The sequence below is a fragment of the Alteromonas sp. ALT199 genome, assembly GCF_018619335.1.
GTDB lineage: Bacteria > Pseudomonadota > Gammaproteobacteria > Enterobacterales > Alteromonadaceae > Alteromonas.
In genome coordinates this window covers 15,409-29,485 of record NZ_JAHHDX010000164.1, presented here as the reverse complement: position 1 = coordinate 29,485, position 14,077 = coordinate 15,409, and the positions used below count along the sequence as shown (strand labels likewise).

Annotated in this window: 7 protein-coding genes; 3 read left to right on the top strand and 4 right to left on the bottom strand. The window is 43.5% G+C overall.

Annotated features, from left to right (window positions below; genetic code table 11):
- Positions 1–207: 207 nt before the first annotated feature.
- Positions 208–1,119 (bottom strand): diguanylate cyclase domain-containing protein, encoded by a 912-nt coding sequence (locus KL866_RS19025; RefSeq protein ID WP_214996518.1) that lies wholly within the window; start codon positions 1,117–1,119, stop codon positions 208–210.
- A gap of 364 nt (positions 1,120–1,483) precedes the next feature.
- On the opposite strand from KL866_RS19025, the gene KL866_RS19020 reads away from it, so the two are divergent.
- A complete protein-coding gene (locus KL866_RS19020) occupies positions 1,484–4,189 on the top strand; it encodes a TonB-dependent receptor (protein ID WP_214996510.1) in 2,706 nt (901 codons plus the stop codon).
- Between the two features lie 141 nt (positions 4,190–4,330).
- A complete protein-coding gene (locus KL866_RS19015; RefSeq protein WP_214996507.1) occupies positions 4,331–6,625 on the top strand; it encodes a phytase in 2,295 nt (764 codons plus the stop codon).
- Positions 6,626–6,790: 165 nt separating this feature from the next.
- Here the strand turns inward: KL866_RS19015 and KL866_RS19010 are convergent, their stop codons facing one another.
- The 3 genes from KL866_RS19010 to KL866_RS19000 form a co-directional block, all read right to left on the bottom strand.
- The gene (locus tag KL866_RS19010; protein ID WP_025254932.1) at positions 6,791–7,210 is read right to left on the bottom strand and encodes a CBS domain-containing protein; all 420 of its coding nucleotides are present in this window, start codon (positions 7,208–7,210) and stop codon (positions 6,791–6,793) included.
- A gap of 179 nt (positions 7,211–7,389) precedes the next feature.
- Positions 7,390–8,454 (bottom strand): isoaspartyl peptidase/L-asparaginase family protein, encoded by a 1,065-nt coding sequence (locus KL866_RS19005; RefSeq protein WP_025254931.1) that lies wholly within the window; start codon positions 8,452–8,454, stop codon positions 7,390–7,392.
- A gap of 123 nt (positions 8,455–8,577) precedes the next feature.
- A complete protein-coding gene (locus KL866_RS19000; protein WP_214996505.1) occupies positions 8,578–12,315 on the bottom strand; it encodes an ATP-binding protein in 3,738 nt (1,245 codons plus the stop codon).
- Positions 12,316–12,548: 233 nt separating this feature from the next.
- Here KL866_RS19000 and sbcB point away from each other — a divergent pair, with 233 nt between their 5' ends.
- Positions 12,549–13,979 carry an exodeoxyribonuclease I gene (gene sbcB, locus KL866_RS18995; RefSeq protein WP_214996503.1) on the top strand — a complete coding sequence of 477 codons (1,431 nt, stop codon included), beginning with the start codon at positions 12,549–12,551 and terminating at the stop codon, positions 13,977–13,979.
- Positions 13,980–14,077: the final 98 nt, after the last annotated feature.

Below are 14,077 nucleotides of genomic sequence, written 5' to 3'. Positions count from 1 at the left end.
CCTTTTGCAAAGACACCCATACCAAGCTCATCAGCATCTCCTTTTGCAGAGACACCCATAGCAGGTGAGTTTTCGGCATGATTACTATTAGCGCCTTTGGTGTAAGCATCCGTTCCCTTAGAGGCTCGCGGCGTTTTTAGTGGTAGTGTTAAATCCATAAATTACTCACCGCAGGTGTCTTCATTTATCCTCGACGAACTTACTTTATTAAGCTGCACTATCATGAGTTCGCTCAAGCTCCAACAGCATGCTATTAAGCACCGTTGCTAGTCGCTGGTTGGGCAGCAAAGTTACTTGAGTACTGCGTGCGGTGGTGTAAATCGCATTCGCATTTTGGCTGTGCCTAAAAGCAAGGTGTTGGATACTCGCTTTAATATCATTGAGAATGAGGTCAGCCTGCATGGGCGAAATATCCGGCATTAAAATCGCAAAGCGATCACCAGCATAGCGGCAAGCTAAATCTTGCTGTCGTAAATTCATAATTACCAATTGCGCAATGTCATGCAGATATCTATCACCTTCCGTGTACCCATGCTTCTGGTTGAACAGGGAAAAATTATTAATATCGATGATGGCTAGAACGGCTGACTTACCTGAGCGCTGTTGCTTGTGAATTTGTTCTTTCCAATACTCTGCTCGATAAAGTTGCGTAATGGGGTCGATGGCGTTGTGATCGCGAAAATCCCACTCCCTACGTCGCAATTGCAAATTTAAGGCCCGTTGTTCTAAATGCCATTGATAAAGCGCCGCTGTCATCACCACCATCCCAACAGCTGCTGGATAAGACTCGATCATACTTAACCAGTAAGCTTCTTCTGGGTAATGAAAAAACTCATCTAAAAAGTCCAGGCTGACTGAAAACAAAAACAAGCCTAGCCCTATCGTTAAAAGGCTAGTTACCTTGCCTGGTGGACGGCTGGCAAGGGCCGCAAGCATCCATGCCAAGGTTAAAAAAGCGATGCTTCCCTCCCCTAAAATATCTAGGTTTGATATCACAGCGCTTTCTTTTGCATCACCGAATATAGAAGCTAAGCAAACCGCCAGCGTCACTACGCCCGCAGTAAATACTAGCCAAAGCTTGTGATGCCTAAATTGTGTTGCGTTTGAAAAAGTAAACATAATGCTCTCTTTGGGAATATTTCGTGGTGAACTACCTCACACACAAAATCTACGTGCGAAAGCGCTCAATATAGAACGGAAGTCTTGCCCAAATCTGTTGAAACTGTCGAGGGTCAGTTTGGCTCACCAATGTGACATCTTGATGGCAAAGTGCTCAAATAGCGATAAAAACCAACAATAAAACTAATTAATTCAGAAGGTTAATTCAGGGTCATTTTAGCTCAACAAACTAAAAACGTGTCTAGATTACTTAAAACGAGCCCTCCCCTCCATCATATCGTCATATAACTGTCATGCAGACTTTCTAGTGTACTTACCCACTTGCTTATCACATCTTTTGACTGCTTAATTGTTTGGAAAATAAATGAAAATTAAAACCGCGTACTCATCTCTTACACTTGCTTGTATAACGGCATTGGGTCTCACCGTGGCTTCACCTGTTGCAGCTGCTGATGGCGTAATTATCGGCTCTGTAAAAGATGCCGCTAAGGCACGTAGCTATGCTGGTGCACAAATAAAGATTGTCGAATTAGGAATAAGCACAGAAGCAGGCAGAGACGGTACGTTTCGATTTCCGTCTATTCCCGAGGGTACTTACACACTAGAGATTTCTTACCTAGGTGAAGAAACCGTCACTCAAGACATTAAGGTGACAGATAACGGCATTGCCCGAGCGGCCGTTGAGCTTGGAAACGGCGACATTATTGACGAAATTTTGGTACGTGGACAACGAAGCGGACAAGCAAGCGCAATCAACCAGCAAAGAGCATCAGACCGCATTTCTTCCATTGTATCAGCTGATGCCATTGGACAATTTCCAGATCAAAACGCCGCAGAGTCGTTGCAACGCTTACCCGGTTTATCTATCGAGCGAGATCAAGGTGAAGGTCGTTTCGTTGGGATCCGTGGTATCGACCCTAACCTGAATAACGTGACCATCAATGGCTTAAATATCCCTTCACCGGAGTCGGGTGTTCGTTCAGTGGCATTAGACGTAATTCCATCTGAGCTTATTCAAACCTTGGAAGTTTCTAAGTCAGTAACCCCAGATATGGACGGCGATGCTATTGGTGGCTCGGTAGCGGTTAAAAGCGTAAGTGCGTTTGACAAAGCGCGTGATACCGCGAGCGTGACGGTACAGGCAAGTCAAAACGACTTGCGTGATGAAACCAGCCCTAAGCTTTCTGGCACTTTCACTAGGAAGCTATCACCTGAGTGGGGTGTGGCTGGCGCTATCTCGTATTTTGACAGAGACTTTGGTTCAGACAATGTAGAAAGTAATGGTGATGATGAACTTGAACAGCGTCATTACACCATAACCCGCGAGCGTTTAGGTAGTGCATTAAATATTGATTTTCGCCCCGATTTCAACAACGAGTATTTTCTTCGCACACTCTATAGCGAGTTTTCTGACGATGAATTTCGCCAGGGCAACATATTTACGTTCGACGGCGAAGACTCTGAAATAGAAAGAGAAAGTAAAGACCGTTTCGAAAGCCAAAGTATATTTACCGTGGCGTTAGGTGGTGAACATCAATTAAAAACTTGGACAGCCAATTGGCAGCTTGGTTATGCGAAATCTGATGAAGATGAGCCTGATGCCCTGTACTACGTCTTTAAAACTGAAAATGGCAGTATTGACGCAGACTTAAACACAATACGCCCTACTGTTTCACAAAACGCTGATGCAATGGATTTATCAACCTACGAGGTAGATGAAATAAGCTTTGAAGACAACTATACCAAAGACACCGAAACCAGCATTAAATTCGATGTAGCACGCCCTCTTAATCTTGGTGGTTACATTGGCGAATTAAAAATGGGTTCTAAATACCGCAGCCGAGAAAAAGACCGAGACAGCAGCATTGCAATTTTCGACGGGGACTTTGACGAGTTAGATGCTTCTCAGTTTGGCGCTGCAAGTCCAGGCTATTCACTCGATGAATTCGGACCAGGGCTCGATCGAGGTGAAATGCGCAGTTACTTCAACGACAACCGCGGTAGTCTAGAATTAGACAGCCTAAATTCTGAAGTAGAGTCTCGCGGTGCTACCTATGTAAATGAAGAAGATATTTTTGCTGCTTACATCATGGGTAGCGTAGACATTGATAAGCTTCATCTTGTTGCGGGTGTTCGCTATGAGCGCACCGACTTTTCTACATCTGGTATGCGAGTAGAGCTAGTAGAAAACGAAGAAACCGACGTTGAAGAAGTCGTTAACACACCATGGGAAGCTGAGCGCGACTACGACCACTGGCTACCCAGCATAAACGCCAGATATACATTTTCAGATAGACTTCAGCTTCGCGCCGCTTACACGCAAACAATTTCAAGACCTAAATTTGAAGACGTAGCCGCGTTCCAAATCATCGAGAGCAAAACAGAAGAAGACGATGGCGTATTTGTCACTGAACGGGAAGCGGAAGTTGGCAACCCAGAGCTTCAGCCTTATGAAGCACAAAACCTCGATTTATCGATTGAATACTACCCAGGCGATATTGGCGTTATGTCAGCAGGGTTGTTCTACAAGAATATTGACAACTTTGTTGTATATGCTGATGTAGCAGGCACCACAGGCTGGGAAGGTTTTGAAGAAGTTGTACAGCCAATAAATGGTGACTCTGCCAATTTAACGGGCTTAGAACTTTCTTGGGTAAAAGCTTTCAATAACGGCTTTATTGTTTCTGCTAACGCCACCTTTACCGACTCAGAAGCGACAACTTTCTTAGACGGCGAAAAATTCGAAACTCAATTACCGAACCAGTCAGACCGCATTGGCAACTTAACCATTGGATACGAAGCCAATGATTTCAGCATACGTTTAGCTACCACGTATAAGAGTGACAATTTCGAAGAAATTGATGGCGACATGTTGAGATTCGAAGACGATCACGTTCAGGTTGATTTCATGGCACGCTACTATATTAACAACAGTATGCAGGTCTATTTCAACGGCATTAACTTGGGTGACGAACCCTTCTACAACTATTTTGATACGCGCAGCCAAAATGCACAGTATGAAGAGTACGGGCGCACCTTTGAGCTTGGCTTTACCTGGCAGCTTAATTAAGTACGTTTATCGATAGCCAGTCCATTGGTAAGGGTGAGGTCAATATGTTTCCGACCTCCCCATTTAGTTCTTCCAGGCCATGCTTTACTCGTTCGGTAGAGCATGTGCTTACACTCAAAAAGTTTCAGGATAATAACAACAATGACCAAAAAGCGTCACACTCAACATTCTTTTATAGCTGCAGGTAGAGCAGCGGCGATTTCAAGCGCATGCTTATCTTTATTTAGTTGCGCAGCCGCTACCACTGCAAATAGCAACACAGCGAATATTGCACCAGACAGTCAACACCTACTGACAAAAAACGAAACACAAGAAATGGTGTTACCTCTAACAAAACTTGAAAACGGTTTTAGCCTAGCCTTGCCCTACAAAAGCGTCACTAGCAAGGACATCCATGCTAATACGCCGCAACTTGCTTACAATGACACCCATGCAAAGAACAGCAAAGACACTCAAGCTATAACAAAGAAAAACACTAACGAAGACACCCACGTTATCAATATCGCCGTGAATGAATACCAGGGTGTCTCGTTAACCAATTCGGCAGGAAAGGAACAAGTCATTGCGGGAAACTACAGCGTAGTTAATGCTGAAGTTGTATTGCATAAAACGAAGCAATGGGTGTCTTTGGTAATGTTTAACAACGACACTCAACACGTAGAAGTGTTTCGCATCGCTCCAGAGTCTCTTAAAATTCAGCAACAAATAAATCAACTAACCACGGGCTCTGAAGCCATTTGCGCTGCAACATCGAGTAATGGCGAACTGCAAGTCATCAATATAGATGCTACAGGCACACTGAATCAGTATGAAGTTTACAACGGAAGTTTTTTGTCGCTTCGTAACTTTGCGATAGGGCCGGGCATTAAAAGCTGCGCTCTAAATACCGATACTGAAACCTTATATCTAGCCGACGAACATGCCGGCGTATGGCAGCTAGATACCAATATTGAAAGTGAGCTAGCAAAAAAACTCATCTTCCATGATCGAGATGTTTCTATTGAAGGTGTAGCCACCCTACCCTCAATATCGAATCAAGATAGCATGGGTGTCTCTGCTTGGGTTAGCCCAGATGTCAGTGGAGTATGGTTACAAACCCCATGTCTGATGCAGTTTGTCTCGCTTACTTATGATGGGGGTGAGGACACCTCAGCGTTTGAAGTAAACAATGCAGATAGCAAAACTACCTTTATTCAGCCCGAATTCGTACACTTATCGCTAAATGGCAAAGAACAAAACATTTCTCTTATTGTTGACGATGACCACTCGGGCGACTTTTTCTCTACTGAGCTACCATCAAACGTATTACTTAATAGTCAGTGCGATTCTGGCCTAGTGGAAGTTAATACCAAAGACACCCACACAACAACCACCAACACAAACGATGGCCGCGTAGAAGCGAGAACTTCGAAAAGTGAAAATGGAATTCTCAATGTTACGCCTGTAATAGAAACCGACCCAGTGGAAAATTATGGTGATGCCGCTGACGACCCAGCCATTTGGGTTAATTCACTCTCACCGCAACAAAGTCGCGTTATCGGCACAGACAAAAAAGGCGCACTTAATAGCTACGACTTATCAGGCAAGCTATTGCAAAGCCTGCCTGTTGGCAGAGTGAATAACGTTGACGTGGGTTACAATGTATTTGTCGAACAAATCCAAGGTCCCAAAAGCGACGCGTCGACGATTGATATCGCAGTAGCATCAAACCGTTCAAACAACACTTTGTCAGTATTTGAAATTGATAAACGTGGGGACATGACACTTCTTGGTGATATTAGCACTACGCTTAGTGATATCTATGGCCTGTGTATGTTTGTATCAGATGGCGTAGCGCAAGTGTTTGCAAACGATACAAGCGGACGCTTTGAACGATATCACGTATCCATAGATACAGCCAAAACCATCAATGGGCACTTAACACAGTCTTTTTCGCTACCATCTCAACCTGAAGGGTGCGTGGTAAATACTAAAACAAACACAGCCTACCTAGGTGAAGAAGGTGCTGGGATCTGGGCCTTAAATGTAAGCAAAAACAACGAAGTTCCTCGCTTTATAGCTGAAATAGCCGCGCCTGTAGAAGCAGATGTAGAAGGGCTGGCTCTTTTTGAAGTGGACGGAAAAACCTATCTAATTGCCTCTAGCCAAGGCAATGACAGTTACGCTATCTATCAAATTCAAAACGAAAACCCTGACGCACTTAATCTTACTGGTCTCATTAAAATCACTGCCGACAAGGCACGGCGAATAGACGGTGCATCAGAAACAGACGGGCTTGATGTAACCAATGCAAATCTTGGAGGAGGGTTCACCGAGGGGCTTTGGGTGGTGCAAGATGGCCGAAACGTTATGCCAAGCCAAACACAAAACTTCAAGTTAGTGACGGGCACATCGCTAAAACATTCAATAAGAAAGCTGGTTAAAGGAAAACGTTAGATTTACGAAGTTATGTAACAAATAAGATTTGTAGAAGCTGATATTAAAAGAGGCGTTAAACAACTTAACGCCTCTTTTTCCAATACACCGACTTTCTAACAGAAGTGACTTTGAAGCAACAGTTATAAAGCAGCCCCATAATAAGCTACAGCGCTTCAAAATCAGTTAGCCTGCTCGCTGATACCCATCATTTAATTGAACGTCAATGGCGCGAAGTACGGCCGTTCGGTTAATTGAGCCTAAAAGCACACCATCATCATCTACTACCGGGTAAACCCGCGGCTTTTCCTTAAGCAGCAATTGCGCTAGCTCAATCACTGACATGTAAGGCTTAACCGAAACCACCGGCGTTTTCATGATTTCCCCTACCCTACAAATTTGCTCGCGGTAGTAGCTCGACGCTATCATTTGAGCGATACAGTCTTGCTCGGATAAAAAGCCCACCACTTTTCCCTTTACATCAAGCACAGGTCCCCCACTTTGCCCACTGGCTAACAGCACTTCAACAGCCTGCGCTACCGGCATATCGACATTTAGTTTGACTGGGTGAGTATTCATATAATCACTGACTTGCAACGATTCCATTTTTGATTCTCCAGCCGTGGCGCCTAATGTGACCGATACTGCGACTTATTTGGCGTTACGGCACTTCAATTATTATTAACCACATGTGAAAGCAATTTTCCCCCACACTTTAAGATTAGACGTTTCATTGGAGACAAGCCAGCAAAATTAACATTAAAATAACAACCACTTTTTGGTATTTAGTCTTTATAAATAGCGACGGTTACTTTGCCATTTATGTCGATGCTCGCGCGATACATACCCGCTGAATTAAAAGGCATCGCAACGTTACCATTAGCGTCGATGGCAATCACGCCTCCATCGCCACCGGCTTTAACAAGCACGTCGTTCACTACTGTATTTGCAGCGTCGTTTAGTGTTAACCCTTGATACTTCATTCGCGCGCAAATATCTGCTGCCACATTGTATCGAATGAAATATTCACCATGCCCAGTAGCCGATACGGCGCAGCTTGAATTATCCGCATAGGTGCCTGCACCAATGACGGGGGAATCGCCAATGCGCCCAAATCTTTTCGCGGTCATTCCACCAGTTGATGTTCCGGCAACTATGTTGCCCTCGCCATCTAATACCACCGCCCCTACGGTTCCAAAGCGCTCGTTACCCTGCTGTATACCATACCCATTTGAGGCTTGCTCCATACGGGCTTTCGCTTTATCTAGAGCCTGCTTGCGAAACTTAGTATCGAAGACCGAGTTATCCACTTGCTCAAGACCGTTTTGTTTTGCGTATTCTTCAGCGCCTACTCCAGAAAGCATTACGTGTGGTGACTCGTTCATCACAAGTAAGGCCGCCTCAATTGGGCTTCGAATTGTTTTTACACCCGCAACCGCACCTGCATTTTTACTACCGCCGTGCATTATAGATGCGTCGAGTTCGTGTTCTCCGTCAAAGGTATACACAGCGCCGATACCTGCGTTAAATAAAGGCGAGCTTTCAAGAATTTTGATGGTTTCTACCACCGCTACTTCACCTTTTTTGCCTTCTTTTAGCAACCCGTAACCGTGCTGCACAGCTTGGGTTAAAACCCTTTTGTAATCTGCTTCTTGCTCTGGCGTCATTGATGACTTTAGAATTGTGCCCGCACCGCCATGGATAGCAATGGCTACACGCGGTTTCTCTTGCTGGGGATTGGCCGCTAATGCTGTGGTATTTGTCAAGGATAGCGAAGCGACTAGCGCGCTAACAGCACACAGCGTGTATCGAACTTTATTTGGTTGGCGAAAAAGGTTAAATAGATTCAAATAGTTGACTCCTTTGCAATTTAAAAACACCGCTTTGTTTCTTGGCATTAAAAATCGACACAAGTAAGCGACGTTATTATCATATTAGTTATGATTCAAGATGACACAGAAAATAAAGAGAATCTAGGCCACGTCAAGAAGCTCTAAGAATGTTTTGAGATCGTCATTTATAGAAGGAAGTAACGCTTTAACATTTACCCAATCGGCTACTTTTGATAATTCCCAAAGGGATTCGAAATCTTTTTGCAACTGCACTGCGCCAATGTCAGCTGACATATCTTTAAGTTTAAGCGACAAAACCTGTACTTTTGAAAAGTCTCGCTCTTCTACCGCCCGTTCTAAGAGTTTGAATTTATCTGGTGCGCTCTGAAAATAAAGATTGCAAACCCGAGAGAACAAAGCTTTATCACCCATTATCCTTGCGATGGCTTCTTCTCTATCCCAACACTTAGAACTAACTGCATTAATCTGCCTATCAGAAACGCTATCAGATTGATTTAAAAGGCATTTATACTCATCCATCGAAGAGGTATTGTTACTAGCGCTGCAGTCCTGTATGTCATCCGAAACGTTCATTGATTCCGCGTCGTGGTTCACTTCTTTATCTATGGCATTTAACAAAAAATCCACCAAGGGAGGCTTCCTTTCACTATGACTGCCATTTTCCGTTTTTTCTGAAGCAGTCGTTTTTGAATCAACAGCATCAGCGCCGGCTAGTACCGTAACTCGGTGCACTAACCACTGTTTGACTTTGGGAATGAGTACATCTGCAATAATCGGTTTAGTTGCAAAGTCGTTCATTCCGGCCTCCAAGCACTTTTCTTTTTCACCAAGCATGGCGTTAGCCGTCATTGCAATGATTGGAACATCTGCATGCATTGCACCAGCTTTTCCTTCTCGAATAGCGCGAGTTGCCTCATATCCATTCATGTTTGGCATCTGGCAGTCCATTAGAATAGTGTGGATTTGGCGTCCTTTATCTTCGCATTTACGAAGAAAAGCGATAACTTCTTCTCCATCTACACAGGTAAACACCTTAGACGGTAAACACTCTAATACGCCTTTTGCCACTTCTCTATTTATCATGTTGTCATCAACAATAAGTAGGTGTGTGCTCTCAATCGACAAGGTCGATTTGCTTTTCTCTTCACTCTTATTTGCTGGTTTTTGTGTATTACCGTTTATGTCTGAAGTCGTAACCGTTTTTAGCCAACCATCTTTTTGAAAAGCACCTACGCCTTGTTTCACAGTAATGAAGGTTGAACGGAACAGCGGTTTGGGCAAATACAACGGTGTTAAATGTGTAAACTCATACGGTGCGCCTGCTAGCTTTTGAAGGATATAGACAACGGGCATTTTGCCTGGTTTCTCTGTCTCTTTGTGTTGCTGCCACCCTTTGTCAATTTCATCAATTAAAAGACTCGTTTCGTCAAGTATTAGAATATCGTAATCGGTCCATTTAATATTATCGGCAACACTTTCTAGGACTTCTGGCATGGCACCCACATATTTACTTAGCTTACAGATATGTTCCTGTAGAGGTAAATAAGCTGACGAAACACCAATGTTGATATTGGTAAGCAATTCTCTTTCTTCTTGTTGAATTTGATCAAGCTTTACAGACTTGCCCAAGGTAGTATCAGCGACCGAAACATAAAATGAAAATTTACTCCCCTTTCCTAACTCAGACTCAAACGTGATATCCCCACCTAACAATTGGCACAGCTGCTTGCAAATGGATAGCCCAAGCCCTGTACCACCATATTGTGTAGCCACAGAGGCATCTGCTTGCGTGAATGCTGAAAAAAGCTTGGGCTGATTATCTGTTGCTATGCCAACACCTGTATCCTGAACACTAAAATGTAATTGCTTACTATTAGCTGCCCGGTCGCTTAACGACACTTTCAGTACGACGTGTCCAGTCTCGGTGAACTTAATTGCATTGTTCAACAAGTTACTCAATATCTGATTAATTCTATGGGGGTCAGAGTTGATCTCTAATGCTGGTACTTCCGTCGTATCAACAAGTATCTGCAGCCCTTTACCCGCCGCTTTTACTGCGAATACCTTAGCGATGGATTCTATGAGTGACAGCAGATCGAAGCCCTGTTTATTAATATCCAGTTTACCCGCCTCTATCTTTGAAAGATCAAGCACGTCGTTGATGAGTACGTTTAAGTTGTTACAGCTGATTTCCATCATGGAAACCAACTGCTCTGCCTTTTCGTTGAGCGGTTGGCGTTTTAATAAAGCTAAAGAGCCAACTACCCCGTTGAGAGGCGTGCGCATTTCATGACTGATATTAGAAATAAACGAGCTCTTTACCTTACTTGCTTTACGCGCTTCTTGCGTTGCTTCGACCAACTCTTTGGTCCTACTTACCACTTTTTCTTCAAGCTTTAAATTCACTCGCTCAATAGCTTCTTTTGCTTTTTGCTCGTCCGTAACGTCTCTTATTACCACAGCAACACCAGAAAACTGTGAATGCTCTCCCCATATTGTAGACGCGGTTATCAATAGCGAATGTACATCTTTGTCGTCATCTACATAAGACTTGGTAAACGTAACTTGTTTACCACCTTTAACAAGCACTTCTTTTAGCCCTAACAAAGCCAATGGCTCGAAAGACGAATAATGATGATTGATGATTATTTGAGGTGGGATGCCAAAAAGTGTCTCTGCAGCATTGTTCCAACTTTTGACAATACCCATTGAATCTACGCTAAAAATGGCATCTTTTGAAATATCGACAATAGCGACTGATTCACCACGCACTTTGGCTAATTCAATATTCTTTTTATTACTGCGATATACAAAAAGCAGAATGCTTACAAAGATAATCGAGATGACGCCAATCACGCTGTAAACGCTCAGCCGCTTTTCGTTTATCAACGCACTAACTTGAGATTGCGGTAGAAGTATGTGAGAGTAAAACGCTGTGCCCTGATCTTCTGCACCTAGCGTGAATGCCCTAGAAACAGCGTAGTGCGCGTTTTGAGTTTCATTTTTAGGCGTAATCTTGGTGCGCCCGTTGAATTGAGATACTGAGAATTCGCTCTGCCATGTAACAGAAGGGTTCAAGTCTTTTGAAAAGGATTTTTGGCTATCGGGATGTACTACAAAATATCCATCACGGTCTGTAACATATAGCGCTTGGTTACTCGGTAAGGTTTGCGTCATTTGCGAAAGCAGGTACTGCGCGTTGACGTTCATAATTAAAAAACCGTAGCGCTCACCACTTTCACTAAAGATTGGTAATGATAGCCGAATGACACTCTTGTAGGGGAATTCTAATTTTCCATATTCCCGATTTAAATTGATATCAGAAATGTAAAATTGGCCTTTATTAGTCTTTACACTTTCAATGAAATAATCTCGTGTTGCTTTCGCCTGTAAATCAGTGTTGCTGGCGATTAAAACGCTCCCACCTTCGCGCTCGACTCTTAAAAACTCGCTTCCCTCCCCATCGGCCCTAATTATCCTTAACTGATCGAGTTCTTTGTTATTTTCGATAAAAGCAACAAATATGGTTTCTAAGCGGTGCTTCCACTGGTTAAGCGTGGTGCTATCTTTAGGGTCTAACTTATTATTCTGCGTAGCTCTAACTATTCCGCTTATCGGCGGTGTCTGGTGCAGAAACTTTAGCGCATTGAGATATTTGACCAACTGCATTTCGGCGACGTTTTCCACGCTTAACGCGCTTTTCTCTAAAGCCTCGAAAGCCTGACTTTCCGCCGTCGCTTTTATGTTGCTTTCAAACAAACTAACAACCAACACAATCAGCAAGGTTGCAAGTACAGCAGCTAATATAAAAGTACTTTTAGCTTCATTAAACGCAGGTTTATATGGTAGGACCGACAAGCCAATTATTTCCGTATAACTTGTAATAACCTAAAGCTAGTCAGAGATGTTTTTTTGCGCAAGTTTATAATCTGAAAATCTTATATAAAAAACGAACGACAAAACCGTAAGTTACAACGCCACTTTAGCGTTTCGAACTTCTGACTTATTGGCCACAAAACCAACAGCATTTGGTATTAAAATTGTCGCGGTGTACACTGCGTGCAAGGTTTTACTAATAAGCAATGGTGGTTATGCACGCACCTACATTTTTGTGGCACGATTTTGAAACATTTGGCACCAGCCCACAAAAAGATCTCCCCTGCCAATTTGCCGCGGTCAGAACAGATATGGATTTAAATGTTGTTGGAAAGCCCATCAACATTATGAGCGCCATTGCTAACGATTATTTACCTCACCCAGAAGCATGCCTGGTTACCGGCATTACGCCACAGCAAACTATAAGAGATGGGTCGAACGAGGCGGATTTTGCAGCGCGAATTTATCAAGAGATGTCGACACCAAACACCTGTAGCGTAGGATTTAACAGCATTCGCTTCGACGATGAAGTGTCGCGCTATCTATTTTACCGTAATTTTTACGACCCTTATTCACGGGAGTGGCGAAACGGGAATAGCCGCTGGGATATTATTGATGTAGCAAGAGCCTGTTATGCGCTTAGACCTGACGGGATTAACTGGCCACAACGAGAAGATGGTTCACCTAGTTTCAAACTAGAATCCCTTACTGCGGAAAATAACATTGGTCACGAAAATGCACACGATGCCTTAAGCGATGTTTATGCAACCATCGCTTTGGCGAAGCTTATCAAAGAAAAGCAGCCTCGTTTATTTGAGTATGCGCTTTCGCTTCGCAATAAACATACGGTTATGCAGCAAATTGATTTAAGCAAACCTTCGGTACTTTTGCATATATCGTCCAAATTACCTGCCTCTCAAGGTTGTTGTACCTGGGTGATGCCAATCGCCAAGCATCCAACCAATTCGAATGCGTTTATAGCGATAGATTTATCACATGATATAGACAGCTTGGTAAACGACTCAGCCGAAGAGATAAGACAGGCGCTGTATGCGCCGGCAGATACGTATTCAGATGCAAAAGAGCGACCCGGACTCAAACTTATCCACATTAATCGCTCCCCTTTCATTACCACAGCCAAAGCGATGACTGAGGAAAACGCAACTCGACTGGGGCTTGATCGTGAACGTTGCCTAGATAATTACAAGACCCTTGCAAGCATGACTGAACTTGCTGCTAAACTGGTAGATGTGTACGACGAAGAACGAAATAGCACAGAACAAGACATAGACCATGCATTGTACAGTGGTGGCTTTTTAAATGATGAAGATAGACGCTGGTGCGAAAGTGTGATTAATGCTGAGCCTGACGATCTTGCCACGTTAAGCGAGAAAACTCAGCACGAAGGCTTGCGCAAACAACTATTTCGCTATCGTGCCCGAAACTACCCCAATACACTTACTGCAGACGAAATGACAAAGTGGCAGTATCATCGTCAAGCTCGTCTAACAGATGCTGCGTTTAGCGGCTCAATTACGCTAGAAAACTACATGATGAAGCTTGAAGCATTGGCCCACGAGCACAACGACAATCCAGACAAGCAAGCCATACTGCGAGCGCTTTATCAATATGCTAAAAACCTTTGACGGAGGTTTTATAACATCATAAATTAATGATAGTTGAACTAGGGCGGTAAAGGATAAAACGTAGTCAAGGAATTGATGACCTCCGCCGATAATAACAA